This window comes from Pseudomonas sp. 8Z (assembly GCF_902506535.1).
Classification (GTDB): Bacteria; Pseudomonadota; Gammaproteobacteria; order Pseudomonadales; family Pseudomonadaceae; genus Aquipseudomonas.
Genome location: NZ_LR733827.1, coordinates 1 through 24,981 on the forward strand (window position 1 = coordinate 1; position 24,981 = coordinate 24,981).

The 24,981-nt window shown below is 62.0% G+C and carries 23 protein-coding genes; 15 read left to right on the plus strand and 8 right to left on the minus strand.

All coding sequences use genetic code 11. The features are described 5' to 3' along the window. Nucleotides 1-378 precede the first annotated feature (378 nt). From AERO9A_RS12700 to AERO9A_RS12770, 15 genes are all read left to right on the plus strand, one after another. Nucleotides 379-1,347, plus strand: a complete 969-nt coding sequence (locus AERO9A_RS12700; protein WP_159972328.1) for a phosphate ABC transporter substrate-binding protein PstS — start codon at nucleotides 379-381, stop codon at nucleotides 1,345-1,347. 176 nt (nucleotides 1,348-1,523) lie between these two features. Further along, nucleotides 1,524-3,803, plus strand: a complete 2,280-nt coding sequence (locus AERO9A_RS12705; RefSeq protein ID WP_159972329.1) for an ABC transporter permease subunit — start codon at nucleotides 1,524-1,526, stop codon at nucleotides 3,801-3,803. A gap of 16 nt (nucleotides 3,804-3,819) precedes the next feature. Beyond that, a complete protein-coding gene (gene pstA, locus AERO9A_RS12710; protein WP_159972330.1) occupies nucleotides 3,820-5,502 on the plus strand; it encodes a phosphate ABC transporter permease PstA in 1,683 nt (560 codons plus the stop codon). A gap of 110 nt (nucleotides 5,503-5,612) precedes the next feature. Beyond that, nucleotides 5,613-6,446, plus strand: coding sequence for a phosphate ABC transporter ATP-binding protein PstB (pstB, locus tag AERO9A_RS12715; protein WP_159972331.1), 834 nt, complete (start codon nucleotides 5,613-5,615; stop codon nucleotides 6,444-6,446). Between the two features lie 115 nt (nucleotides 6,447-6,561). Continuing rightward, nucleotides 6,562-7,287: a phosphate signaling complex protein PhoU gene (gene phoU, locus AERO9A_RS12720; protein WP_159972332.1), complete on the plus strand. Its 726-nt coding sequence runs from the start codon at nucleotides 6,562-6,564 to the stop codon at nucleotides 7,285-7,287. Between the two features lie 134 nt (nucleotides 7,288-7,421). After that, nucleotides 7,422-8,336 (plus strand): response regulator, encoded by a 915-nt coding sequence (locus AERO9A_RS12725; RefSeq protein ID WP_159972333.1) that lies wholly within the window; start codon nucleotides 7,422-7,424, stop codon nucleotides 8,334-8,336. A gap of 224 nt (nucleotides 8,337-8,560) precedes the next feature. Then, nucleotides 8,561-9,457, plus strand: a complete 897-nt coding sequence (locus AERO9A_RS12730; RefSeq protein ID WP_159972334.1) for a M23 family metallopeptidase — start codon at nucleotides 8,561-8,563, stop codon at nucleotides 9,455-9,457. 286 nt (nucleotides 9,458-9,743) lie between these two features. After that, nucleotides 9,744-11,039: a flagellar filament capping protein FliD gene (fliD, locus tag AERO9A_RS12735; RefSeq protein ID WP_159972335.1), complete on the plus strand. Its 1,296-nt coding sequence runs from the start codon at nucleotides 9,744-9,746 to the stop codon at nucleotides 11,037-11,039. After that, nucleotides 11,039-11,437, plus strand: a complete 399-nt coding sequence (fliS, locus tag AERO9A_RS12740; RefSeq protein WP_159972336.1) for a flagellar export chaperone FliS — start codon at nucleotides 11,039-11,041, stop codon at nucleotides 11,435-11,437. Before fliD ends, fliS begins: the two co-directional genes overlap by 1 nt. Beyond that, nucleotides 11,421-11,738: a hypothetical protein gene (locus tag AERO9A_RS12745; RefSeq protein WP_159972337.1), complete on the plus strand. Its 318-nt coding sequence runs from the start codon at nucleotides 11,421-11,423 to the stop codon at nucleotides 11,736-11,738. The genes fliS and AERO9A_RS12745 overlap by 17 nt, the downstream gene beginning before the upstream one ends. 12 nt (nucleotides 11,739-11,750) lie before the next feature. Then, on the plus strand, nucleotides 11,751-12,869 hold the full coding sequence (locus AERO9A_RS12750) for a flagellar hook-length control protein FliK (RefSeq protein ID WP_159972338.1): 1,119 nt from the start codon (nucleotides 11,751-11,753) through the stop codon (nucleotides 12,867-12,869). A 26-nt stretch (nucleotides 12,870-12,895) separates the two neighbouring features. After that, nucleotides 12,896-13,360, plus strand: coding sequence for a flagellar basal body-associated FliL family protein (locus tag AERO9A_RS12755; protein WP_159972339.1), 465 nt, complete (start codon nucleotides 12,896-12,898; stop codon nucleotides 13,358-13,360). A 44-nt stretch (nucleotides 13,361-13,404) separates the two neighbouring features. Continuing rightward, nucleotides 13,405-14,139 (plus strand): FliA/WhiG family RNA polymerase sigma factor, encoded by a 735-nt coding sequence (locus tag AERO9A_RS12760; protein ID WP_159972340.1) that lies wholly within the window; start codon nucleotides 13,405-13,407, stop codon nucleotides 14,137-14,139. Nucleotide 14,140: 1 nt separating this feature from the next. Then, nucleotides 14,141-15,013, plus strand: coding sequence for a flagellar motor stator protein MotA (gene motA / locus AERO9A_RS12765; protein WP_159972341.1), 873 nt, complete (start codon nucleotides 14,141-14,143; stop codon nucleotides 15,011-15,013). After that, nucleotides 15,010-15,951 carry a flagellar motor protein MotB gene (locus AERO9A_RS12770; protein ID WP_159972342.1) on the plus strand — a complete coding sequence of 314 codons (942 nt, stop codon included), beginning with the start codon at nucleotides 15,010-15,012 and terminating at the stop codon, nucleotides 15,949-15,951. The genes motA and AERO9A_RS12770 overlap by 4 nt, the downstream gene beginning before the upstream one ends. A 6-nt stretch (nucleotides 15,952-15,957) precedes the next feature. On the opposite strand, the gene AERO9A_RS12775 is transcribed toward AERO9A_RS12770, so the two are convergent. From AERO9A_RS12775 to AERO9A_RS12810, 8 genes are all read right to left on the minus strand, one after another. Continuing rightward, nucleotides 15,958-16,425 (minus strand): hypothetical protein, encoded by a 468-nt coding sequence (locus tag AERO9A_RS12775; RefSeq protein WP_256665958.1) that lies wholly within the window; start codon nucleotides 16,423-16,425, stop codon nucleotides 15,958-15,960. Further along, nucleotides 16,422-17,246 carry a winged helix-turn-helix domain-containing protein gene (locus tag AERO9A_RS12780; RefSeq protein ID WP_159972344.1) on the minus strand — a complete coding sequence of 275 codons (825 nt, stop codon included), beginning with the start codon at nucleotides 17,244-17,246 and terminating at the stop codon, nucleotides 16,422-16,424. Before AERO9A_RS12780 ends, AERO9A_RS12775 begins: the two co-directional genes overlap by 4 nt. Before the next feature lie 288 nt (nucleotides 17,247-17,534). After that, nucleotides 17,535-18,446: a lateral flagellin LafA gene (gene lafA, locus AERO9A_RS12785; protein ID WP_159972345.1), complete on the minus strand. Its 912-nt coding sequence runs from the start codon at nucleotides 18,444-18,446 to the stop codon at nucleotides 17,535-17,537. Nucleotides 18,447-18,589: 143 nt separating this feature from the next. Then, nucleotides 18,590-19,429 carry a lateral flagellin LafA gene (gene lafA, locus AERO9A_RS12790; protein ID WP_159972346.1) on the minus strand — a complete coding sequence of 280 codons (840 nt, stop codon included), beginning with the start codon at nucleotides 19,427-19,429 and terminating at the stop codon, nucleotides 18,590-18,592. A gap of 186 nt (nucleotides 19,430-19,615) precedes the next feature. Further along, nucleotides 19,616-19,783: a rubredoxin gene (locus AERO9A_RS12795; protein ID WP_159972347.1), complete on the minus strand. Its 168-nt coding sequence runs from the start codon at nucleotides 19,781-19,783 to the stop codon at nucleotides 19,616-19,618. Between the two features lie 105 nt (nucleotides 19,784-19,888). After that, complete coding sequence (locus AERO9A_RS12800; protein ID WP_159972348.1) at nucleotides 19,889-21,589, minus strand: L-lactate permease; 1,701 nt, start codon at nucleotides 21,587-21,589, stop codon at nucleotides 19,889-19,891. 299 nt (nucleotides 21,590-21,888) lie between these two features. Next, nucleotides 21,889-24,066 carry a malate synthase G gene (locus tag AERO9A_RS12805; protein ID WP_159972349.1) on the minus strand — a complete coding sequence of 726 codons (2,178 nt, stop codon included), beginning with the start codon at nucleotides 24,064-24,066 and terminating at the stop codon, nucleotides 21,889-21,891. Between the two features lie 186 nt (nucleotides 24,067-24,252). Continuing rightward, on the minus strand, nucleotides 24,253-24,651 hold the full coding sequence (locus AERO9A_RS12810; RefSeq protein ID WP_159972350.1) for a heme-binding protein: 399 nt from the start codon (nucleotides 24,649-24,651) through the stop codon (nucleotides 24,253-24,255). Between the last annotated feature and the right edge of the window lie 330 nt (nucleotides 24,652-24,981).

Below are 24,981 nucleotides of genomic sequence, written 5' to 3' on the forward strand. Positions count from 1 at the left end.
TGGAAGGGAGCCATGAATCAATTCGCGATCCTTTACGGAGATCGCTTCACCAGGCCCGCCTGGTGAATTCACTGTCCGTCGGGTGACGGGCGTTAACGCCCGCACACAAAAAATCTGACAGTCTCGGACAGTCCCAACAAAACAACCAACACCGAATTGCCAGCCCGGTATCAAACAAGCCGCCCCTCAAAGAAAGGTGCGCTTTTCATTCAAGACCAAGCCCCCTGCAAACCTGCATCAATCAACCCACCAACAACCACCTCCTCCACAAACCCAGCGACGTTCATCTAACTGTCACATTGGTTTCATAGAGTGTTCACAAGGCCTGCAGATACTTGGGCCCGTTCCATCCAACACTAATCCTGCTAGGAGCAAGGCATGAAACTGAAGCGTTTGATGGCGGCCCTGACGTTCGCCGCTACCGGCGTAGGCGCCGTAACCGCAATGGCTGCCATCGACCCGGCTCTGCCGACCTATGAAAAGACTTCCGGTGTATCGGGTAACCTGTCCAGCGTCGGTTCCGACACCCTGGCCAACCTGATGACCCTGTGGGCAGAGGACTACAAGAAGCTCTACCCCAACGTGAACATCCAGATCCAGGCCGCTGGTTCTTCCACCGCGCCACCCGCTCTGACCGAAGGCACCTCCAACCTCGGCCCGATGAGCCGCAAGATGAAGGACAACGAGCTGCAGGCCTTCGAAGAGAAGTACGGCTACAAGCCGACCGCTATCCCGGTCGCGATCGACGCCCTGGCCGTGTTCGTGCACAAGGACAACCCGATCAAGCAACTGACCATGCAGCAGGTCGATGCCATCTTCTCCAGCACCCGTCTGTGCGGTGAAACCAAGGAAATCAAAACCTGGGGCGACGCTGGTCTGACCGGCGAGTGGGCGGCCAAGCCGATCCAACTGTTCGGTCGTAACTCGGTATCCGGCACCTACGGTTACTTCAAGGAAGAAGCCCTGTGCAAAGGTGACTTCCGCTCCAACGTCAACGAGCAGCCGGGTTCGGCTTCCGTGGTGCAGTCGATCTCCAGCACCGTCAATGCCATCGGTTACTCGGGTATCGGTTACCGCACTGCCAGCGTCCGCGCCGTACCGCTGGTGAACAAGAAGGGTGAAGTCGAAGAAGCCAGCGAAACCAACGCCCTGTCCGGCAAGTACCCGCTGTCGCGCTTCCTGTTCGTCTACGTCAACAAGGCGCCGAACAAGCCGCTGGATCCGCTGGAAGCCGAGTTCGTGAAGCTGGTGCTGTCCAAGCAGGGTCAGGAAGTCGTAGTGAAGGATGGCTACATCCCGCTGCCGGCCAAGGTAGCTGAGAAGACTCTGAAAGAACTGGGCCTGTAATTCAGCCCGGCAGGGCGCTGGCAGCGATGTCATGCGCCCTGTACGACACGCCCGCGACTCCTCTGAGTCGCGGGCGTTGTCGCGTCACTGCGCTGTAATTTTTCTGTCATACAAGCCCGATAAAGTGAAGCACCTCACAATGTGCGGGCGATGTCCGCCGTGCCCGAGACCTCCTCATGAATGACCTGGCCAATAACCGCATGAGCGCTTCCGATAGCCAACGGATCGACTTCGACACCCCCGTCTTGAAACGCAAGCGCCGCATGCGTGCGCTCAAGGATCGTGCCGCACGCTGGTACGTGTCCATTGGTGGTCTGGCCGTACTGGCCTGCATCACCCTGATCTTCTTCTACCTCGCCTATGTCGTGGCGCCGATGTTCGCCGGTGCCGACATGGAGGCGCGCAAGGTTCAGCAGCCGGCCTGGTTGGCCGAGCAGGGTGAGCCGCTGATGCTGGCACTCGAAGAGCAGAACAAGGTCGCCATGCGCCTGTCGCGCAGCGGTCAGGTGCAGTTCTTCACCCTTAAAGATGGCGCGGCCCTCAAGTCCGTGCAGATTGCCTTGCCCGAAGGCGTCAGCATCGTCTCCCATGCCGAGGATCAACCCGGTAGCCACCGCGTGGTGCTGGGCTTGTCCAACGGCCAGGTGCTGGTGTTCCAGGTTGCCTACAAGGTGACCTACCCGAACAACGTCAAAACCATCGAGCCGCAGATTCAGTACCCCTTCGGCGATCAGCCGATCAGCCTGGATACTCAAGGGCGTGCCATCGAGCACGTGGCCATGAGCGAGAACGGCGAGAGCCTGATGCTCAGCGGCTCGGTCGGTGCCGAGCTGCAACTGCTCAACATCAGCCGTGAAGAAAACCTGATGACCGGTGAGGTCAGCCTCGACGAGACGCGCATCGACCTGCCGCAGATCGCTGATCCGATCAAGGCCATGGTTATCGATCCGCGTCAGCAGTGGCTGTTCGTGGTCAACGGTAAAGCCACCGTCGATGTCTTCGATCTGCGCAGCAAGGCGCTCAATGGCCGCTACAAGCTGCTGCAGGGCGATGCCGAAGTCAGCACGGTCAATCCGTTGCTCGGCGGTATTTCGCTGATGATTGGCGACACGCAAGGCGGCATCGCGCAGTGGTTCATGGTGCGTGACGCCGACGGCAAGTCCGAGCTGACCCGCATCCGCGACTTCAAACTGGGTCAGGCGGCGATCACTCAGATCATCCCCGAAGAGCGCCGCAAGGGCTTCATCGCCCTGGACGCCGACGGTCGCATGGGCATCTTCCACAGCACCGCACACCGCACCCTGCTGACCGAGAAAATCGCCGACGGCGCCAGCATCGGCGCCCTGTCGCCGCGTGCTAACCGCCTGCTGGTGGAGTCCGATGGCAAGCTGCAGCGCTTCTACATCGACAACCCGCACCCGGAAATCTCCTGGAGCGCGCTGTGGGGCAAGGTCTGGTACGAGAGCTATGACGAGCCCAAGCAAGTCTGGCAGTCCACCTCCGCCAACGGCGACTTCGAGCCCAAGCTGAGCCTGGCGCCGCTGACCTTCGGTACGTTGAAAGCCGCCTTCTACGCCATGCTTCTGGCCGCTCCGCTGGCCATCTGCGCGGCCATCTACACCGCCTACTTCATGGCCCCGGCCATGCGCCGCAAGGTCAAGCCGGTGATCGAGCTGATGGAGGCGCTGCCGACGGTGATCCTCGGCTTCTTCGCCGGTCTGTTCCTGGCGCCCTACGTTGAAGGTCACCTGCCGGGCATCTTCAGCCTGCTGTTGCTGACCCCGGTTGGCGTGCTGCTGGCGGCCTATGCTTGGAGCCGTTTGCCCGAGCGCATCCGCCTGGTAATACCCGATGGCTGGGAAGCGGCGCTGCTGATCCCGGTGATCCTGCTGGTCGGTGCCAGTTCGCTGGGCATGAGCGGGCACATGGAAAACTGGTTCTTCGGCGGCGACATGCGCCTATGGCTGAGTAATGACCTGGGCATCAACTTCGACCAGCGCAATGCCCTGGTGGTCGGTCTGGCCATGGGTTTCGCGGTGATTCCGAATATCTACTCGATCGCCGAGGATGCCGTGTTCAGCGTGCCAAAAAGTCTGACTTTCGGCTCTCTGGCCCTAGGTGCCACGCCCTGGCAGACCCTGACCCGCGTGGTCATTCTCACTGCCAGTCCGGGCATCTTCTCGGCGCTGATGATCGGCCTGGGCCGCGCCGTCGGCGAGACCATGATCGTGCTGATGGCCACCGGCAACACGCCGATCATGGACATGAACATCTTCGAGGGCCTGCGCACGCTGGCCGCCAACGTCGCGGTGGAAATGCCCGAGTCCGAAGTGGGCAGTACCCACTATCGCGTGCTGTTCCTCTCCGCGCTGGTGCTGCTGAGCTTCACCTTCGTGATGAACACCTTGGCGGAGCTGATCCGTAACCGTCTGCGCAAGAAATACGCGTCGCTCTGAGAACTGGGGAAGACTGATGTCCTTGAAAAGCAAAGAGCAAAACTTCGGCACCTGGTTCAAGAGCGGTGCGCCTTGGGTGTGGATGACGGCCAGTGGCGTGTCAATCGCCGTGATCGTCACCCTCGGCCTGCTCGCCGTGATCGCCGTGCGCGGTCTGGGCCACTTCTGGCCTGCCGATGTGATCGAAGCTCAGTATCAGGTGCCGGGTGAAACCGCCAAGGCCATGGCCGGTGAACTGGTGCAAAAAGAGCAGGTGCCGCGCGCGCGCCTGGCCGATGCCGGTATGCCGGTAGACGTCAATGGTGGCGAGTTCCTCACCCGCGAGCTGTTCAAGGTCGGCAACCGCGAGCTGTACGGTGCTGACTTCAACTGGGTCGTCGCCGAATGGATGAGCGAGCCGCGCACACCGGCTGAGATGCTGGTGGTCGAGCGCCGCGAGTGGGGCAACTTCTACGGCTACTTGGTGGACGTAAAGGAGAACGGCAAGGTCGTTGCCGAGGGCAACAACGCCTGGGCCGATCTGCAACAGCGCATCGCACGCGCCGACGAATTGCAGAGCAAGCTGGCGGCGCTGCAAAAGCGTGATATCGGCAGCATCAACTATGGCCTTGAGCAACTGCGTTTGAGCAAACGTAGCCTGGAGCTGGCCGGTAAACTGGACGCAACAGCCCAGGCTGACCTGGATGCGCGGCGTGCCGAATACGACGCCCAGTACAAGGCGCTCGAAGGCCAGTTGACCGACCTCAACCAGCAGCTCTCGCGTGACAGCATGACGGTCAAGACCGTCGATGGTCGCCAGCAGGAGATTGCCCTGAGCAAGGTGGTGCGCGCCTATCAGCCCAATGCCATGGGCACCGGTGCCAAAATCGGCTTCTACTTCGCCAAACTGTGGGAGTTCGTCAGTGACGACCCGCGTGAGGCCAACACCGAGGGCGGTATCTTCCCGGCCATCTTCGGCACCGTGATGATGACCCTGATCATGGCCGTGATCGTCACCCCGTTCGGCGTGCTGGCGGCCATCTACCTGCGTGAATATGCCAAGCAGGGCGCCCTGACGCGCATCATCCGTATCGCTGTGAACAACCTGGCGGGCGTGCCGGCCATCGTCTACGGTGTGTTCGGCCTGGGCTTCTTCGTCTACGTGCTGGGTGGCTCGATCGACCGTCTATTCTTCCCTGAAGCGGCGCCGGCGCCGACCTTCGGCACGCCGGGCCTGCTCTGGGCCTCGCTGACCCTGGCGATCCTCGCCGTGCCGGTGGTGATCGTCGCCACCGAGGAAGGCCTGGCGCGTATTCCGCGTGCCCTGCGTGAAGGCTCGCTGGCGCTCGGTGCGACCAAAGCCGAAACGCTGTGGAAAGTGGTACTGCCGATGGCCAGCCCGGCGATGATGACCGGCATGATCCTCGCGGTGGCGCGTGCCGCCGGCGAAGTGGCGCCGCTGATGCTGGTCGGTGTGGTCAAGCTGGCGCCGAGTCTGCCGGTCGATGCCAACTACCCGTATCTGCACCTGGATCAGAAGATCATGCACCTGGGCTTCCACATCTACGACGTCGGCTTCCAGAGCCCCAACGTCGAGGCCGCGCGCCCGCTGGTGTATGCCACCGCGTTGCTGCTGGTGCTGGTGATTGTCCTGCTCAACCTGAGCGCCGTCTTCATCCGTAACCACCTGCGCGAGAAGTACAAGGCGCTGGATCACTAATTCTGCTGCAGGCCGCAAGCTGCAGGCGTCAGGCGTCAGGCGTCAGGCGTCAGGCGCAAGCCGACCTGCAGCCTGCCGCTTGAAGCCTATAGCCTCCGAAGGAGACTGCTATGCAACACGAAGTACACACCCACGGTATCGACATGGCCGCCCTTGGCCGCCAGAAGCAGGGTCTGAACCTGGCTGACGAGACCGTTGCCCTGGAAGTGCCCGGTCTGAACCTGTTCTATGGCGACAAGCAGGCGCTGTTCGACGTGTCGATGAACATTCCCAGGCAGCGTGTGACCGCCTTCATTGGCCCGTCCGGTTGCGGCAAGTCGACTCTGCTGCGTACCTTCAACCGCATGAACGATCTGGTCGACGGCTGCCGCGTCGACGGCGAGATCCGTCTCGACGGCCAGAACATCTACCAGAAGGGTGTGGACGTCGCCGAACTGCGCCGCCGCGTCGGCATGGTGTTCCAGAAGCCCAACCCGTTCCCCAAGAGCATCTACGAGAACGTGGTGTACGGCCTGCGTATCCAGGGCGTGAACCAGAAGCGCGTGCTCGACGAAACCGTCGAGTGGGCACTGAAGAGCGCCGCGCTGTGGGACGAGGTCAAAGACCGTCTGCATGACTCGGCACTGGGCCTGTCCGGTGGTCAGCAGCAGCGTCTGGTGATCGCCCGTACCGTGGCGGTGCAGCCCGAAGTGCTGCTGCTCGACGAACCCTGCTCGGCACTCGATCCAATCTCCACGCTGAAGGTCGAAGAGCTGATCTACGAATTGAAATCCAAGTACACCATCGTCATCGTCACCCACAACATGCAGCAGGCGGCGCGTGTCTCCGACTACACCGCGTTCATGTACATGGGCAAACTGATCGAGTTCGGCGACACCGACACGCTGTTCACCAACCCGGCCAAGAAGCAGACCGAAGACTACATCACCGGTCGTTACGGTTGAGGGCAGCGGCAAGCTACAAGCCGCAAGCTGCCAGCCAGCTCGCGGCAACCAGACACTTCACCGATCGGCTTGCAGCTTGGAGCTTGCCGCTTGAAGCTTTCGCGGAGCGAATTTCATGAACAAAGACAACCTGACCCAGCACATCTCCCAGCAATTCAACGCCGAGCTGGAGGAAGTCCGCAGCCACCTGTTGGCCATGGGCGGCCTGGTGGAAAAACAGGTCAACGACGCCGTAACTGCCCTGATCGATGCCGATTCTGGCCTGGCTCAGCAGGTGCGCGAGATCGATGACCAGATCAATCAGATGGAGCGCAACATCGACGAGGAGTGCATCCGCATCCTCGCCCGTCGCCAGCCGGCCGCCTCCGACCTGCGCCTGATCATCAGCATCTCCAAGTCGGTGATCGACCTCGAACGCATCGGCGACGAGTCGACCAAGATCGCCAAGCGCGCCATCCAGCTCAGCGAGGAAGGCGAGGCGCCGAAAGGCTACGTGGAAATCCGCCATATCGGCGACCAGGTGCGCAAGATGGTGCGCGACGCGCTGGACGCCTTCGCCCGCTTCGATGCCGAGCTGGCCCTGGCCGTGGCCCAGTACGACAAGACCGTCGACCGCGAGTACAAGACGGCGTTGCGCGAGCTGGTCACCTACATGATGGAAGACCCGCGCTCGATCTCCCGCGTGATTAACGTGATCTGGGTGCTGCGTTCGCTGGAGCGGATTGGCGATCATGCGCGCAACATTGCCGAACTGGTGATCTACCTAGTGCGCGGCACCGATGTGCGCCACCTCGGCCTGACCCGCATGCGTGAAGAGGTCGAGGGCAAGCCCGAGGCCTGATGCCTGCTAGCGAGTCAACGGCCCGCACTTGCGGGCCGTTTCGTTTGCGCGATTTACTCAGTGTTCGACGTTTTCCGTTGGCCTTTGGCGACTGGCCATGACTATGCTTAGCGTCATTGATACAGGAGTAGCCGATGAGCAAAGTCAGTGTGCTGGTAGTGGACGACGCGACCTTTATCCGCGATTTGGTCAAGAAAGGCTTGCGCGACAACTTCCCCGGCGTACAGATCGAAGAGGCGGTAAACGGTCGCAAGGCCCAGCAATTGCTGGCGCGCCAGGCGGTCGACCTGATCCTGTGCGATTGGGAGATGCCGGAAATGTCCGGCCTCGAACTGCTGACGTGGTGCCGTGAGCAGGACAGCCTCAAGGGCGTGCCGTTCATCATGGTGACCAGCCGTGGCGACAAGGAAAACGTCGTCCAGGCGATTCAGGCCGGGGTTTCCGATTTCATCGGTAAGCCGTTCTCCAACGAGCAACTGGTCACCAAGGTGAAAAAGGCCATGAGCCGCGCCGGCAAGCTGCAGGCGCTGGTTTCCGGTGCCGCGCCCAAGATGCTCGGCAGCGGCGCATTGGCCAACGACTCGCTGGCTGCGTTGACGGGTGGCAAGGCCGAAGTGGTCAAACCAGCGGCCAAGCCTGCCGCCAGTGTCGATGCCGCCGCCGTGTTCGCCAAACCGGCGGCGCCTGCGGCCAAACCTTCCGCGACGCCGAGTGGACGTGGCCAGGGGCAATTGCGTCTGCCCGGCGGCAGCATGCCCTGCGTGATCAAGGCACTCAGCCTCAAGGAGGCGCTGCTGCTGGTCAAGCGCGGCGAGACGCTGCCACAGGTGCTGGAAAGCGCCGTGCTCGATCTGGAGCAGGGCGAAGCGGCGGAAACGGCGCGCCTCAATGGCTACCTGCATGCGGTAGTGGCCCACGAACCCAAGCCCGACAGCGAGTGGCTGCAACTGACCTTCCGCTTTGTCGACCGTGACCCGCAGAAGCTCGATTACCTGTCGCGGCTGATCGCCCGCGGCACGGCGCAGAAACATTTCGTCCCCGGCGCGTAGCGCGGACGCATTCCGAGAGGCTTTCTGCCGCTCGCACCCAGCTTGATGCACGTTCTACCTGACTGAGGTTGTGTGCCCCGGATGCAATTCGGGGCTCTTTTACAGCAGACTGCCCGGCGGTGGTGAGCCGGTTCACAGCCTGACGGTCGGTATCTCGCGGCTCCGGCGCTACGCTGCTAGGCTTGTCTGCCTGGATAGCCAAAAGCCATAAGATCCGAGTAGTCATGCTAGGGCGTCTGATTTTTCTCTGCAGTTTGCTGGCCCTCAGTGGCCAGGCCGCTGCCCTGACCATCTACAAGTACGTCGACAAGAACGGCGTCGTCACCTATAGCGACCAGGCCGCGCCTGGCGCACAGGTGTTCGTGTTCAACGACCGTATGGTCGAGCGTCTCGATACCCAAGTGAAGCTGGAAACCCAGAAGCACGAAGCCGGTGAGACGCTGCTGGTGCGCAACGATTTGTTCGCGCCGGTGGAGGTCGAACTGAAGCTGGAACAGGTGCAGAACGCCATTGGCGCGCCGGACAAACCGATTCGCTGGGTGCTGCCGCCGCGCAGCCATATCCGCCTCGCCACGCTGACCGCCGAAGACCCATCCAAGCCCCTGCGCTACAAGCCCAGGCTGCGCTACGCGCTAGGTGACCCGCGCCTGCAGCCGAGCATTCATCGTTATCCGTTGCCCTGGCGCGGCGGCCCCTTCCGCCAGACGCAAGGCGCTAATGGCACCTACAGCCACTTCACCGCCAAGGGCCGCTATGCCGTGGATGTCGCCATGCCCGAGGGCACGCCTATCGTTGCTGCGCGCGCCGGCGTGGTGGTCAAAACCGAAAGTCAGCAGAGCGGGCGTGGCAACAATCCAGCCGGTAACTTCGTTCGTATCCTGCATGATGACGGCACCATGGGCGTCTACCTGCACCTGATGCGCGGCTCGGTCAGCGTCAAGGAGGGCCAACGCGTGGAGACCGGTACCTTGCTTGCACGCTCCGGCAATACCGGCAACAGCACCGGCCCACACCTGCACTTCGTGGTACAGCGCAACGTCGGCCTGGCCGTCGAGTCTATCCCCTTCACCTTCCGCCAGCCGGTGGACAGCCTGCCCAACTTCGCCGTCGGCGGCGAATAACCCACAGCAGTCGGCTTGGCGTGTGCGGCAGATGCATGCAACGCCATCCGTCAGTGCTGTCGTCCTTGCTCCTGGCTTGCTTAAGCCGTAGCCCTGTCGCGTCGCCTGTGTAAAGAACATGTCCGCCATCTGTGTGATGCGGGCGGAAGTCGCCCTTCCGCCTGTCGCTCGGGGTCTCGTGAGCGGAAAGGATCTTTCACCTGCCTTTTAGCTAAAGTCTTTAATTATCAATGGCTTAGTTGATTGGCACCGCTATTGCTAAATACAGGAAAACGGGTGTCCGACTATGGCTATCGATACAGACTACGTGCAGAACATGGCGACCCAGTTGGCTCAGTATGAAGTACAGGGCCAACTGGCCAGGGCCAATCGCAATCAGGCCTCGTACCAGGCTCAGCTCAATGCATTGAACTCGCTTGATTCCGCGCTCAAGGCATTCAAGTCCAGCGCCAGTGGTCTGAAGAGCGCTGGCAGCACCATGCTGGTCAATAGCGCCAAATTCAGCGAGGAGGGCTATGCCAGCGCCACGGTCAGCAGCAAGGCGGTCAGTGGTAGTTATGACTTTTTCGTCGAGCAACTCGCCAGCAAGAGCCAGTTTGCGCTCGAAGGCCTGCAGGACTCTGATCTGGGTAGCGGCAGCCTGACTCTGGGGCAGGGCGGCGAGTCCTTCACCATCGACCTCGGCGCTACCGCTACCCTCAGCGACCTGGCTGCCGCCATCAATGACGCGGCGGACAATACCGGGCTCAAGGCGACGCTGGTGCGCAGCAGCGGCCAGGTCAACCTGGTGCTGACCAGCGAAAAGACCGGCGCCGATCAGGCCATCAGCCTGTCCGCCAGCGGTAACACCGCGATGCAGAATGCCGTGAGCAATCCGCGTGAGCTGTCCGTGGCCAAGGACGCCATCGTGCGCCTGGGTGGCGAGGGCGGTATCGAGCTGCGCAGCACCAGCAATACCTTCGACAACGTCATCGACGGTGTCAGCCTGACTTTCACCAAGGCTCAGCAGAGTGGTGACACGCCTCTGAATGTCGAGGTCGCCCAGGACCAGAAAGCCACCAAGGAGAAGGCGCAGACCTTCGTGACGGCGTTCAACACCCTGATGAGCAGCTTCGACACGCTCACCGTCAGTGGCAGCGAGAGCAGTGCTCGTGGCGCCCTGGCTGGTGATGCCAGCGTGCGCTCCATCGAGGGCATGCTCAACCAATTGATCCGTACTCCGTTTGGCGGGGCCAGCCTGACCGAGTTTGGCATTAGCGCTGACCGCAACGGCAAGCTGACCATCGATAGCGCGCGTTTCGAGAAGGCCCTGGCGGCCAATCCCGAGGGCTTCGAAAAGCTGTTCAACGACAAGGGCAACCTGCTCGACACCCTGGACAAGAACCTCGCGGCCTACACCAGCAGCGCTGGTGGACTGCTCACCGATCGCAAAGACAACCTCAACCTCCAACTGCGCCGCGTCAACCAGCAGTTCGACACCCTGCAGACGCAGTACGACTCCTACTACAACCGTTACCTGCGCCAGTACACCGGTCTGATGCAGACCATGGCGGCGATGGAACAGACATCCGGAATGTTCTGATGAGCGCTTACACATTCAACGAAAGCTACGACAACTACCGCACCGTCGACCTCGAAGCGCGTGCCGCCTCGGCATCGCCTTACGAGCTGGTACTGGTTCTGTTCGATGGTCTGCTCGATGAGCTGGCCCGTGCCCGTGGCCATATCGAAGCCAAGCGCTACCAGCAGAAGGGTCAGTCGCTGGAGAAGTGCCTGAACATCCTCGGTGGTCTCAGCGGCGCCCTCGATTACGAGAATGGCGGTGAAGTGGTGCAGGGCCTGGCGCGTCTCTATGACTACTGCATCTATCGCCTCTCGGATGTCAGCGTGACCCTCTCGCTGGAAGGCCTCGACGAAGTCGTCGGTCTGGTCGGCGTGCTGCGCGAGGGCTGGGAAGGCGTGAATGCAGCGCGCAAGTGAATTGCGAGTCCTGAAGCAATTGCATGAGCAACTGCAGGACGCATTGCGGCAAGGCCACTGGACGCGGATCGGCGAGATCGATGCGTCAATCCGTGTCTGCCTTCAAGGCTTGGCTGAATTGCCCACCCTGGGCGAAGACGTACAGGCCGCCAAACTCCGGCTGCAGCGACTGCATGAACTGGCTCGTCAGGCCGGTGCCGAGGAGTGCGAGCGCATGCGCAAGATACTGCTGACGCACCGCGAGTATGCCGAAGTGCGTAGTGCCTACATGCATGTCGATCTGTTTCAAGGTGGGAGTTAATAGGTGGTGCAGATGATCCCCAGCAGTGTCCAGAACACCCTCTCCAGCGCCGATGTGGAGTCGTTGCCAGCGGGGTTCGTGCAGGCCCAGGCCGCAGACGCCGAGGGCGCACTGCCAGTGTTCGGCCTGCAATTGGCTGGTGAGGCGGTTGAGTTGGTCGAGCCGCTGCTCATGGTGCATGCGCTGGGTGCGCCGGTCGAAGATCAAGCCGCCTCGCAAGACCTGGGCGAGCCGAATGTTGAGCAATGGTTGCAGGGCATGCTGGAGCAGCAGAGCGTGCAACTGCAGGCGCGTGAAACGCCGCCAGCGCAGGCGCCTCATGACAATGCCGATGAAGCCTCGCAACCGGTTGACGGCGACGTGCTGCTCAATCCATTGCCGCAGATGGCGCAACCTAGCGTTGCGCCTGTAGCGACTGCCGAGCCTGTGCGCAATACACGTACGGCGCTGCCGCTCGCGACAGCCGCTCAAAGCACCGTCGCACCGACGTTCACGCCTGTGGTCGTACCTGAGCAGGACTCCAGCATGGCGCTGCTCAATGCAGAACCAAGCGAGGCGAGCGATGCAGCAGTGGACATTGGCTTGCTGGAGCGTATTGCACTGCCCAGCCAGGATGGCGATAGCAGCGCACCAACCGCCAACAGCAGCGTACAAAACAGCGTGCACAATAGCTCGCAGGCTGCGCTTGGTGAGCGCACGTTGCGCTTGCAAGGCGCACCGGCGCAGTGGGGCGAACAGATGCTGCAGAGCCTGCGCGAGCATGTCGATCTGCAGATCAACCAGCGCATTCAGAACGCCACCATTCGTCTCGATCCGCCTGAGCTGGGCAGCCTGGAAATCTATCTCAGCCACGAGTCCGGTCGCCTCAACGTGCAGCTATCGGCAGCCAACGTCGATGTCGCCCGTCTGCTGCAGCAGACCAGCGACCGCCTGCGTCAGGAACTGGTCGGACAGAACTTCGTGCAGGTCAACGTACAGGTGTCCGCCGACGCCCAGGGTGGCCGTCAGCAAGGGCAGACGCCGCGTCAGGCCTGGGCTGGCGAAGAGCAAGTGGCCGCCGCCAGCGTCTTCCCGACTGACGAGCAGCGCAATACCACGGATTCGACCCGCGATGTGCTGGTCACCGTTTAACCCATGCAAGTGAATCGAGAGCAGTTATGACAGCGCCGCGGATCCTCCTCCTGCTGGTTATCCTCAACACCCTGGTGGTGATCGGTAGCACGGTATTCAACTACACCCAGATCAAGGCGCTGCAGGCCGGTCAAAGTACAACCGGCGAGGCACCAGCCGAGGCGCAAGAGGAAAAGGTCGAGTACCAGTTCTTCCCCATCGAGAAAGTCATCGTCAGCCTCAAAGGCCAGAGCCGCGAGCATTACTTCGTCCTTGACCTGGTATTGCAGGCCGACATCGAAGCGGATCCGAAGAAGCTTGAGCAGATCGACCCGATGGTGCGCAACTCGGTAGTCGCTCACCTCTCGGCAATGACCTTCGAACAACTGCGCGCGCTGCCGATTCCCGAATTGCAGAGCACTCTGGAGCGGGCGCTGTTCGACGACTTCGCCAGCAAGAAACTGGCGATTCCCTTCGCCAATGTGCTGGTCAGCAAGCTGATCGTTCAGTAGCGCACAGCTACGCGGCCGTGCCGAAACGGGAGCAGAACTCATCCATGAACGCCACCTGCGCCATCGACTACCGTTACGCCGCCGAACAGGGCGGTGCCGCCCTCTTCGCCCCCGGTGCCGAGCAGAAGTGGTTGTTGCAGTACCTGCCGCTGGTCAAGCGCATCGTCAGCCAACTGTCGCTGCAGGCCAACCAGGTGCTCGACCGCGAGGATATGGAGCAGATTGGCCTGATGGGCTTGCTCGACAGCTTGCGCCGCTATGGCACGCCGGACGAGCAGTTCGGTCGTTTCGCCGCGTTGCGCGTACGCGGCGCCATCCTTGACGAGTTGCGTCGTCAGGACTGGCGGCCACGCCAGGTGCGCCAGCAGACGCACAAGATGCGCGACGCCATCCGCCAACTGACGCGCCAGCTCGGGCGTATACCGCAGGATGAAGAAATCCTCGCGGCCACCGGCATCAGTGCCAAGGATTATCAGGATTTCCTGCAGGCCGACGCTTGCGAGGCCATCGAAAGCCTCGACGAGTTGCTGCAGAGCGGTCACGAAGCCTTCATCGAAGGCGGCAGCGCCGTTGAAGAGCGTGTACTCAAGGAGCGCCTGCTGGCTCAGGCGCTGAGTCAGCTCAGTGAGCGCGAGCAACTGGTGCTGACCCTTTACTACCAACATGAGCTGAGTCTCAAGGAAATCGCCCTGGTGCTGGAACTGAGCGACGCACGCGTTTGCCAGTTGAGCAAGCAGGCGATCGCCAAGGCCAGCCGCTATCTGAGCGAGAGAGACTAGGGTGCAGAAGTTACTCGGAGCATTGATCATCGTCGCCTGCGTACTGGGCGGTTACATCATGGCGCACGGCCAGTTGGCCATGCTCTGGCAACCGGCTGAGGTGATCATCATTCTGGGGGCCGGTCTGGGCGCGCTGGTGGTGGCCAACCCCAAGGACGTACTGGTGGAGATGCTGCACCAGATCAAGGACGTGTTCGTCTACAAGAAGCGCGGTGAAGAATTTCAGCGCCAGTTGCTGATGCTGCTCTACGAGTTGCTGGAAATGGTCGAGGTTGGCGGCCTCAAAGTGCTCGACGCACACATTGAGGAGCCCGAGCAGAGTGATTTGTTCGCCAAGTATCCGTTGATCCGTCAGGAGAAGAACCTGATGGCTTTCATCGCCGACAACTTCCGCCTGATGGCCATGGGCAAGATCAGCGCGCACGAGCTTGAAGGCTTCCTCGAACAGGAGCTTGAAGCCATGGAGCACGTGCTGATGCAGCCGTCACGCTCGCTGCACAAGATCGGTGAAGCCATGCCGGGCTTCGGCATCCTCGCGGCGATCCTTGGCATCGTCATCACCATGGGCAACATCGGTGGCTCGGTGGCCGAGATTGGCGCCCACGTGGCAGCGGCGCTGGTCGGCACCTTCCTCGGTATCTTCATGTGCTACTGCGTGATGGATCCGCTGTCGAGCGCCATGGGCCAGCGCATCAAGACCGAAATGTCGGCGCTCGAATGCGTGCGTACCACCTTGGTCGCCCACGTTGCCGGTAAGCCTACGCTGCTGGCGGTGGACGCCGGGCGCAAGCTGATCGAGCAGGACGTTAAACCGGCCTTCAAGCAACTGGAGATCTGGGTCAATCGCTACGAGGATGAAAGGGACGCGGCATGAAGAAGCGTGGCGGCGAAGAACACGAAATCATCATCAAACGGCGTGGCAAGAAGGGTGGTCACGACGAGCATGGTGGTGCCTGGAAGGTGGCCTTCGCCGACTTCACCATGGCCATGATGGCGCTGTTCATGGTGCTGTGGATCATCCAGCCGCAGACCCAGGAAGCCAGCCGCGCTAATGCCGACATGATGAACAACCCACTGGTCGATGGCGGTGCCGGTGTCTTCGACGGCACCAGCACCACACCGCTGGATCTCGATGGCATGCCGGTGCAGGTCAGCCCGCGTCAAGACCGCGAGAATCAGGCGCGTACGCCAGACGAAGACCCTGGCGCGAGCATGGACGATGCGGCGCCAGGTGCACCGCGCCGACCGCACTATGACGACCCGGAGCAGATGCAGGAGCTGGTCAAGCTGATGCAGGAGCTGGCGCTGCAACTGGACGCCGAGGCCAATGTCGAGATCAAGGTGGTGCCACAGGGCCTGCGCATCCTGATCAAGGATGACCAGAAGCGTTTCATGTTCAACCGTGGCAGCTCCCAGCTCGATCCGCAGTTCGAGATTCTGCTCAAGCGCCTGGCCGGGATTCTGGCCAAGGTCGACAACCACCTGATCATCAGCGGCCATACCGACTCCACGCCTTACCGCGGCATCGTCGGCGGTTACAACAACTGGAATCTGTCCGGCGATCGTGCCCTGCGCGCGCGCAACGTGCTGGTTGACGGCGGCTTGCCTGCCCCTTCGGTGTTGCAGGTGACCGCACAGGCCGACGGCATGCCGTTGTTGCCGAAAGACCCGGAAAATGGCGCCAATCGTCGTATCGAACTGCTGCTGCTGACGACGCGAGCCGAAGGGCTGTACCGCCAGTTATTTGGCGAGCAGCAGGCGCGGGTTGAATACCGGGATGAGGGCGCGCGTTTCAAGGCGCCACAGGGCTGAGCGGTGTCAGAGGTGCTTCAGACCTCTGGCCGGACAGTAAAGCTGGCGCGTTTCCAAGGCGTAGAGGCAGTCTTCGAGGCGCGTCAGCCGTATGCTGGCGCCCTTGTGTCGACCATAAAGCAGGTTGAACACCAGTTCGTCGTCGCTATCACTGCTCAGCCCGGTGAGCTGGCCGTCTTCAACGTACAGGCGGTAGCTGCCGAGGAAGCCATACTCAACCTTGCCGGAGGTTTCCAGAATGCTGTCGCCCTGGCGGGTCATGGCGTAGAAGCGGCCTTCGTCGACCCGCAGGCTGTGGCTGATGTCCAGCACCTGGCCGTTGCTTAGCTGCACTTGGCCCTGAGACTGGTAGCGGCCGTCGATTTCCGCACTGGAGTGGAAGTTCAGCCACAGCACGAGCATGACCGTGAGCAGCGCGCAGATGGCTAGCGCTACGCCGTGGCGATTGGCGTCGAAACCTGAGCGCGCGGTCACTTTAGGCACCCGATTAGCTGAGCCTGAGCGAGTTGATGGAGCTGGCTATCGTGAAACATCAGTGAGTGAGCCTCGCCGTCGGGATTCAGGCAGAGCAGTTCGTAGAAGCTGCCGTGCAAATCCAGAATCAGAGTGCTGGGACGCTCGGCCAGGCTGGCGAGTTGGCTGGTCAGTGCGTGTGTTTGCAGGATCAGTTGCTGCAGTTGCTGCTCGCTCTGTGCGGTATAGCGCATCTGCAGCGGGCCAAGCGTTATTTCGCTGCTGAACACTGGCTCAGGTTGGCTGGTGTTGTAGAGGTAGGCGAATAGGCTGATCAGCAGCATGCCGAAGAGGGCTAGCAGCACGATCCAGGGCGTATTTGGGCGGTCATGCTGTGCCGTGTGGGGCGTGGCGGATGTCGCCTCGCTCACCTCGCCGATGTCATCGATGCTCGGTGGGTAGACCAGGTAGCTGGGGTTGAGCATGTAGCCGCGACGCGGCAGGGTCTGGATGATCTCGCGGCTTTTCTCGTCGCCGAGCACCTGGCGCAAGGTGTAGATCTGCTGATTGAGGCTGCCCTGGCCGACGACGCGATCCGCCCAGGCGTGGTTCATCAGTTCCTCGCGGGCCACGACTTCCCCAGGTTCCTGCAGCAGGCGTTCGAGCAGGCGACTGCCGGAGTAGCCGAGGTCGACTTTCTCCTCGATGCCTCCTTTGACCAGGGTGAGCTGGTAAAGCGCAGGATAGAAGTGTGCGTAGCAATCACTGCGGCCTGTTTTGATGATCAGGCAGGTAATGGGGCTTCCCGGCTCGGCTGTTAGCGTCTCGATGCTGGTGTTCATGCGATCCTGCGGGTGAAGGGATGTCCGTAAGGTTTTTCGAGGCAAAAACGGTCGGCATTTTGGCGTCAAAATCATATGACGGCAAGTCTTGTGCCAATGCTGCTGAGTCATTGATGACTGAAAGTCGCACTACAGTGGCATGAAAAGTCTCTGGCCGTCATCCGACGGATGATTAAGAATCTCACTAAGTTTTCTGTGGCGTTGGGCGCGAAATTGGCACCACCAATGAAAACGCCCCGCATGAGCGGGGCGCTTGGGGGCGATGGATCGCCGCGGATGACGCAGCAATCAGCCCAGCAGGGACATGACCATGCTCGGCATCTGGCCGGCTTGTTGCAGCATGGAGATGCCGGACTGCATGAGCATGCTGTTTTTGGTCATGTTGGCGCTTTCCTTGGCGAAGTCGGCATCCATGATGCGACCTTTGGCCATGTCGGTGTTGTCCTTCATGTTCGCCAGGTTGTTGGAGGTGTGGTTCAGGCGGTTGATGTTGGCGCCGAAGTCAGCACGCAGCGAGCCGATGTCGTCCAGCGCATCACTCAGGGTGTCGATCATCGCGTTGGCGTTGGTGTTGAGCGCGGTGTCCGGGTCGTCAGTGCTGGCCAGCTCTGTCCCAGTGACGGTGTCGTCGCTGAACGTATCGGAAATGGCGGCCAGGGAGGTGCCCAGCGTGCTCAGCTTGGCGCTGACGTCCAACTCCAGGGTTTCAGCCGAGCTGGCGCCGATCTGGAAGTTGACGGCAGCGGACAGCTTGCCATTGGAGCCGTCGACAGTGGTGCCGTCGCTGAACAGGTTTTCACCGGCGTACTTGGTGTTCTTGATGATGTTGGCCATTTCCTTGCCAAGCTCGTCGTACTCGCCTTGCAGGGCGATCAGGTCGGCGCCGCTGTTGGTGGCGTTGGACGCTTGGGTGGCCAGATCCTTCATGCGCTGGACGATATCGGTCATCTCGCTGAACGCGCCTTCGGCGGTTTGCAGCAGGGAGGTAGCGTCACCGGTGTTGCGCATGGCCACGTCCATACCGCGCGATTGCGCGTTCAGGCGGGTGGCGATTTGCAGGCCGGCGGCATCGTCAGCGGCGCTGTTGATGCGAAAGCCAGTGCCCAGGCGCTGTTGGTTGGTGCCCAGGGCGTTGTTGGTTTTACCCAGGTTGGTTTGGGTAACCAGCGAGGAGTAGTTGGTATGAATCGACAGAGCCATGTGGATATTCCTTCGTGTGTGAGCGCCAGTGCCTGAGCCTCTTGCGGGAGGGGCGACGGCGAGTGGCGCTTACATAAGTCGAGAGTGAGCGTGCGTGTGGCGATGTAAGCCAGAAGGCGCAACTTCTTGCGCCATTCGAGCAATCAGCCCAGCAGGGACATGACCATGCTCGGCATTTGGCCGGCTTGTTGCAGCATGGAGATGCCGGACTGCATGAGCATGCTGTTTTTGGTCATGTTGGCGCTTTCCTTGGCGAAGTCGGCATCCATGATGCGACCTTTGGCCATGTCGGTGTTGTCCTTCATGTTCGCCAGGTTGTTGGAGGTGTGGTTCAGGCGGTTGATGTTGGCGCCCAGTTGCGAACGCAGAGTGCCGACGGCGTCCAGCGCGGTTTCCAGCTCGTCCATGGCACTACCAGCGTTGGTCGCGTCATCAAGGGTTTCGGCCTTGACGGTGGTGATCGCGCCGGTGACGGCAGTGAGGTTGGTGCTGGCGTTGAACGACAGGGTTTCGGCGCTGCTGGAGCCAATCTGGAAGTTCATTGCAGCAGTCAGCTTGCCACCGGCAGCGAACAGGTTTTCGCCCGCGTACTTGGTGTTGCTGATGATGTTGGTCAGCTCGTTGCCCAGCTCGTCGAACTCGGACTTCAGGGACGCGCGGTCGTCGTCACTGTTGGTGTCGTTCGCTGCCTGAGTGGCCAGATCCTTCATGCGCTGCATGATGTCGGTCATTTCGCTGAAGGCGCCTTCAGCGGTCTGCAGCAGGGAGATGGAGTCGCCAGTGTTGCGCATGGCTACGTCCATGCCGCGCGATTGGGCGTCCAGACGAGTGGCGATCTGCAGGCCGGCAGCGTCGTCGGCGGCGCTGTTGATACGGAAGCCAGTACCCAGGCGCTGTTGGTTGGTGCCCAGGGCGTTGTTGGTCTTACCCAGGTTGGTTTGGGTAACGAGCGAGGAGTAGTTGGTATGAATCGACAGAGCCATGGAGAGATTCCTTCAGTTAAATGAAGCTGGCTGTGATTGCCTGCTGTAGGTGAAGGGCGACCGGCTCTTGGCGCTGCTTAAATGACGGTGCAGATTTTTCTGCAGGATCGATTTTCTGGGGACGCGGTGCGCTCGCCGCGATAAAAAACGGCGACCCGAGGGTCGCCGTTGTGTCGCGTTGAGCGATCAGCCAATCTCGATCATCTCGAAGTCCAGCTTGCCGACGCCGCAGTCGGGGCATAGCCAGTCTTGCGGTACATCTTCCCAGCGGGTGCCGGGAGCGATGCCGTCATCCGGCCAGCCTTCACGCTCGTCATAGATCAGTCCACAGACTACGCATTGCCACTTTTTCATCTCGACCTCGGGTGCATCTCACGGTGTCGGCACGCTACCGTAATTGCGCTGGGGCGCCAAGCTGGCGGACGGCAATCGCCCGCCAGCGTCTACCTTGGCTGGCCGTCAGCGGCTGGCCAGCAGTGGATCGCTGATGCCGATGAGGTACAGGCTGACCAGTGCAATGCTACCGGCCATGGCCAGGTAGTAGAGCGTCGGCAGTATGGTCTTGCGCAGGGTGATGCCTTCGCGTCCGAGTAGGCCGACAGTCGCCGAGGCCGCTACCACGTTGTGAATGGCGATCATGTTGCCTGCTGCCGCGCCCACCGATTGCAGCGCCACCATCATCGCCCCGGAAACCCCCAGCAGTTCGGCAGCGTTGTACTGGAACTGCGCCAGCATCAGGTTGGACACGGTGTTGGAGCCAGCGATGAAGGCGCCCAGCGCACCCACGGCCGGGGCGAAGAATGGATAGATGCCACCGACGCTGTCGGCCACCAGTTGCGCCATGGCCACCGGCATCGACGCCAGATCGCTACCGTTGACCCCGGAGTTGATCAGGATACGCACCATGGGAATGGTGAAGATCAGCACGAAGCCGGCGCCGAGCAGGGTCTTACTCGACTCGCCCACCGCCGCCTTGAGTTCGGGTAAGCGCATGCGGTGGATGAAGAAGGTCACCAGCACCACCATGCACAGGATGCCCCCCGGCAGATACAGCGGCTCGATGGTGCCGGACACGCCGGTTTCGCCGAGGATGTCCTTCCAGCCGAAGCTCAGGCTCATCAGCGCCGCTTTCACCTCGGGGAAGGTACGCGAGATCACCAGAAACACGGCGAGCAGCAGATACGGTGCCCAGGCCATGGGCACCGAAATTGGTGCCTTGCCCGCCACCTCGTCGAGCTTCATCTCGATCTTGCCCATCCACTCCGCTGGCCAGTCCTTGGCCTCGGCGAAGTCCCAGGTGTCCTTCGGCAGCAGGAAGCCGGTCTTGGCCGCCGGCACGACGATGGCTAGGCCGACCAGGGCGCCGATCATCGAAGGGAATTCCGGGCCGAGGAACACGCCGGCTGCCATGTACGGCAGGGAGAAGGCGAACGCGGTGAAGAGGGCGAACGGCGCGATGGCCAGGCCTTCCTTCCAGCTCTGATTCTTGCCGAAGAAGCGCGTCATGATCATCACCATGATCAGCGGCATCAGCAGGCCGATCAGGCCGTGAGTGATGGCGACGCGCGAGTAGATCAGGTGGAAGAAGGTTTCCCAGGTGCTGCCGTTGGCCACCAGTTGTTCGGTCAGGCCGGTTTTGTCCAGGCCCGCGCCAACGCCGACGAGAATCGGCGTACCCACCGCACCGAACGACACCGGCGTGGATTGCACCATCATCCCCAGTACCACTGCGGCTAGGGCCGGGAAGCCCAGGGCCACCAGAAGCGGCGCGGCCACTGCGGCCGGGGTGCCGAAGCCGGAGGCGCCCTCGATAAAGCAGCCGAACAGCCAGGCGACGATCAGCGCCTGCACGCGGCGGTCCGGGCTGATATTGGAGAACCCCCGGCGAATCGCCGCGATGCCGCCGGAGTGCTTGAGGGTATTGAGCAGCAGGATGGCGCCGAAGATGATCCACAGGATCGAGGCTGTGAGAATCAGCCCTTGCAGGCTGGACGCGATGACCCGGTTGAGGGACATATCCCAAGCCAGCAAACCGATCAGGGCGGTGAGGACGAACACCAGCGGCATCGCGTACTTGGCCGGCCAGCGAAAGCCGATCAACAGCACACCCGCTAGCACCAGCGGCACGAAGGCCAGGATGGACAGCAGCGTTTGACTCATGGGTTGGTTCCTTCTTTTTCTTGTGAACCACAGTTTCCGGGGCTACCCGGTGCCACGCATCTGGAAGGGCCGGGCGCTGCGGCGCCGACCTTTCCGCGAGCCGCGACGGCAGCCGCCGCGCTCATGCTCGAAAGCCCCGACGGTCAGCAACCGTCGGGGCTTGTTACTGCTCAGTGGAGGCTTTCAGGCCATCCACGGCTGCGAACTCGCTTTGTGTGGGAGGGGCTGGGCGGCATCCCGCTTTAGCCGCGACAAGCAAGCTTTAGAACGCTCGCGGCTGAAGCCCCTCCCACAGTCGTTCAAACCTCCTCTTTGAAGCGCAGACGCCAGGCGTGCAGCAGCGGCTCGGTGTAACCGGACGGCTGCTCGCGGCCCTTGAACACCAGATCACTGGCGGCGCGCAAGGCGTGGGATTGCTCGACGTTCGGTACCATCTGGCGGTAGGCCGGGTCGCCGGCGTTCTGCCCGTCGACCACCTGCGCCATGCGCTGCAGCGTCTCGCGCACCTGGGCCTCGCTGACCACACCGTGATGCAGCCAGTTGGCGATGTGCTGAGCGGAAATGCGCAGCGTGGCGCGGTCTTCCATCAGGCCGACGTTGTGGATATCCGGCACCTTGGAGCAGCCCACGCCCTGTTCGACCCAGCGCACCACGTAGCCGAGGATGCCCTGGCAGTTGTTTTCCAGCTCCTGCTGGATTTCGCTGGCGCTCCACGGCCGTTCGGCGCTGACCGGCACACTGAGCAGCTCGCTCAGCAGGCTGTCGCGCTGGCTGGTCAGGTCGATCAGCTCCAGCTCGCTCTGCACCGCCTGCACGTCGATCTGGTGATAGTGCAGGGCGTGCAGCACGGCGGCGGTCGGTGATGGCACCCAGGCGGTGTTGGCGCCGGCTTTCGGGTGGCCGATCTTCTGTTCGAGCATGGCCGCCATCAGATCCGGCATGGCCCACATGCCCTTGCCGATCTGCGCCTTGCCACGCAGCCCGCAGGCCAGGCCGACCAGCACGTTATTGCGCTCGTAGGCCTGGATCCAGGCGCTGGATTTCATGTCGCCCTTGCGCAGCATGGCGCCGGCTTCCATGGCGGTGTGCATCTCGTCGCCGGTGCGGTCGAGAAAACCGGTGTTGATGAAGGCCACGCGCGCGCTGGCCGCCTCGATGCAGGCCTTGAGGTTGACGCTGGTGCGCCGCTCCTCGTCCATGATGCCCATTTTCAGGGTATTGGCTGGCAGGCTCAGCAGTTGCTCGACGCGCCCGAACAGCTCGCTGGCGAACGCCACTTCGGCGGGGCCGTGCATCTTAGGTTTGACGATATAGACGCTGCCGGTGCGCGAGTTGCCACGGCGCTGCAGATCATGCAGGGCGATCAGGCTGGTGACCACGGCATCGAGAATGCCCTCGGGAATTTCCAAGCCTTCGCCGTCGAGGATCGCCGGGTTGCTCATCAGGTGGCCGACGTTGCGCACCAACAGCAGCGAACGGCCATGCAGGGTCAGTTCGCTGCCATCAGCGGCGGTGTAGACGCGATCCGGGTTGAGGTGGCGGGTGATACGCTTGCCGCCCTTGTCCAGTTCCTCGGTCAGGTCGCCCTTCATCAGGCCCAGCCAGTTACGGTAGACCAGCACCTTGTCGGCGGCGTCGACGGCGGCCACCGAGTCTTCGCAGTCCATGATGGTCGACAGCGCCGCTTCCATCAGCACGTCCTTGACTCCGGCGGCGTCAGTGCGACCGATGGGGCTGCTGGCGTCGATCTGGATTTCGAAGTGCAGGCCGTTGTTCTTCAGCAGCACGGCGCTCGGCGTGGCCGCCTTGCCCTGGAAGCCAACGAACTTCTCCGCTTGCGCCAGCGAGGTCTGCGCGCCGCTGCTCAGGGTCACCTGCAACTGGCCGGCGACCACCGCGTAGGCGCAGGCTTCGGCGTGCGAGCCCTGGGCCAGCGGCGCGGCCTGGTCGAGGAAGGCGCGGGCGAAGGCGATCACCTTGGCGCCGCGCACTTCGTTATAGCCCGGCCCCTTGCTGGCGCCACCTTCTTCGCTGATGGCGTCGGTGCCGTACAGGGCGTCGTACAGCGAGCCCCAGCGGGCATTGGCAGCGTTCAGCGCGTAGCGGGCGTTCATCACCGGCACCACTAATTGCGGGCCGGCCTGGCTGGCAATTTCGCTGTCGACGTTAGATGTGCTCGCCTTGACGGTCTGCGGTTGCGGCAGCAGATAACCGATGGATTCGAGAAAGGCGCGGTAGGCGGCCATGTCGCGAATCGGCCCTGGGTTGGCGCGGTGCCAGGTGTCCAGCTCGCTCTGCAGGCGATCGCGCTCGGCCAGTAAGGCGCGGTTGCGTGGCGCCAGGTCATGCACCAGGGCGTCGAAACCGCTCCAGAAGGCCGCCGCTTCGATACCGCTGCCGGGCAGCACTTCGCTTTCGATGAATTGCTTGAGCTCGGCGGCCACTTGCAGGCGCTGACATTGCACGCGTTCGGTCATGTTGCTGTTCTCCTGTCTGCATCCGGTTGACTGGGATGCCTATAAATATCGTTTTGCCTCGATCAGTCCCTTCGTCCCTTTGGCGGAGGATTAGGGCGGGCCGCGCACGGAGAGAAATAGCGGTATTTCGCGTCGCTTCCAGCCCTCTCCCCCAAGCGGGAGAGGGGAGAAAACGATAGGTGCTGCTTACAGCACCGCTATCCCCGCCTTGGCTACTTGCGCGTCCTGTTCGGCCTTGACCCCGGACACACCCACGGCGCCGACCACCTGCCCTTCGACCACGATCGGTACACCGCCTTCGAGCGAGGTGATCAGCGGCGCGCTGATAAAGGCAGTGCGACCGCCGTTGACCATGTCCTCGTAGCCCTTGGTTTCGCGGCGGCCAAGGGCGGCGCTGCGGGCCTTCTCGGTGGCGATATAGGCGCCGATGGGCGCGCAGCCATCGAGGCGTTCCAGTGCCAGCGGGTGGCCGCCATCGTCGACCACGGCGATGCTCACGGCCCAGCCCTGTTGCTGCGCTTCGCTGCGGGCCGCCAGGAGTATCTGGGCGACTTCGTTCTGGCTGAGTACGGCTTTGCTTTGCATGGCATACCTCGTGTTCTTGGCTTTTTCGCCCCTCTCCCGTTGACATGAGAGGGTGTTCAGTTGCGTAGCCCGGATGCAATCCGGGGATATCTGGCACCTTTCCCGGATCGCATCCGGGCTACCGGGAAATCACCGTGGGAGCGGCTTCAGCCGCGATAACAGCTCGCCGCTAAAGCGCCTCCTACAGGCGGTCTCATTCTTTACATCCACCGCTTTGGTGGATCGATGAAGCGTGATCCACCCTACGGTTAGTCGCGTAGCCCGTCGGGCTACCGGGAAATCACCGTGGGAGCGGCTTCAGCCGCGATAACAGCTCGCCGCTAAAGCACC

What these genes read in the sequence shown, in the direction of transcription:
- AERO9A_RS12795 (WP_159972347.1), bottom strand. Translation starts at nt 19,783, where the DNA reads ATGAAAAAGTGGCAATGCGTAGTCTGTGGACTGATCTATGACGAGCGT.
- AERO9A_RS12760 (WP_159972340.1), top strand. Translation starts at nt 13,405, where the DNA reads ATGAACGCCACCTGCGCCATCGACTACCGTTACGCCGCCGAACAGGGC.
- fliD (WP_159972335.1), top strand. Translation starts at nt 9,744, where the DNA reads ATGGCTATCGATACAGACTACGTGCAGAACATGGCGACCCAGTTGGCT.
- phoU (WP_159972332.1), top strand. Translation starts at nt 6,562, where the DNA reads ATGAACAAAGACAACCTGACCCAGCACATCTCCCAGCAATTCAACGCC.
- AERO9A_RS12700 (WP_159972328.1), top strand. Translation starts at nt 379, where the DNA reads ATGAAACTGAAGCGTTTGATGGCGGCCCTGACGTTCGCCGCTACCGGC.
- lafA (WP_159972346.1), bottom strand. Translation starts at nt 19,429, where the DNA reads ATGGCTCTGTCGATTCATACCAACTACTCCTCGCTCGTTACCCAAACC.
- AERO9A_RS12745 (WP_159972337.1), top strand. Translation starts at nt 11,421, where the DNA reads ATGCAGCGCGCAAGTGAATTGCGAGTCCTGAAGCAATTGCATGAGCAA.
- lafA (WP_159972345.1), bottom strand. Translation starts at nt 18,446, where the DNA reads ATGGCTCTGTCGATTCATACCAACTACTCCTCGCTGGTTACCCAAACC.
- pstA (WP_159972330.1), top strand. Translation starts at nt 3,820, where the DNA reads ATGTCCTTGAAAAGCAAAGAGCAAAACTTCGGCACCTGGTTCAAGAGC.
- AERO9A_RS12780 (WP_159972344.1), bottom strand. Translation starts at nt 17,246, where the DNA reads ATGAACACCAGCATCGAGACGCTAACAGCCGAGCCGGGAAGCCCCATT.
- AERO9A_RS12810 (WP_159972350.1), bottom strand. Translation starts at nt 24,651, where the DNA reads ATGCAAAGCAAAGCCGTACTCAGCCAGAACGAAGTCGCCCAGATACTC.
- AERO9A_RS12730 (WP_159972334.1), top strand. Translation starts at nt 8,561, where the DNA reads ATGCTAGGGCGTCTGATTTTTCTCTGCAGTTTGCTGGCCCTCAGTGGC.
- AERO9A_RS12770 (WP_159972342.1), top strand. Translation starts at nt 15,010, where the DNA reads ATGAAGAAGCGTGGCGGCGAAGAACACGAAATCATCATCAAACGGCGT.
- AERO9A_RS12800 (WP_159972348.1), bottom strand. Translation starts at nt 21,589, where the DNA reads ATGAGTCAAACGCTGCTGTCCATCCTGGCCTTCGTGCCGCTGGTGCTA.
- AERO9A_RS12705 (WP_159972329.1), top strand. Translation starts at nt 1,524, where the DNA reads ATGAATGACCTGGCCAATAACCGCATGAGCGCTTCCGATAGCCAACGG.
- fliS (WP_159972336.1), top strand. Translation starts at nt 11,039, where the DNA reads ATGAGCGCTTACACATTCAACGAAAGCTACGACAACTACCGCACCGTC.
- AERO9A_RS12755 (WP_159972339.1), top strand. Translation starts at nt 12,896, where the DNA reads ATGACAGCGCCGCGGATCCTCCTCCTGCTGGTTATCCTCAACACCCTG.
- AERO9A_RS12805 (WP_159972349.1), bottom strand. Translation starts at nt 24,066, where the DNA reads ATGACCGAACGCGTGCAATGTCAGCGCCTGCAAGTGGCCGCCGAGCTC.
- AERO9A_RS12725 (WP_159972333.1), top strand. Translation starts at nt 7,422, where the DNA reads ATGAGCAAAGTCAGTGTGCTGGTAGTGGACGACGCGACCTTTATCCGC.
- AERO9A_RS12750 (WP_159972338.1), top strand. Translation starts at nt 11,751, where the DNA reads ATGATCCCCAGCAGTGTCCAGAACACCCTCTCCAGCGCCGATGTGGAG.
- pstB (WP_159972331.1), top strand. Translation starts at nt 5,613, where the DNA reads ATGCAACACGAAGTACACACCCACGGTATCGACATGGCCGCCCTTGGC.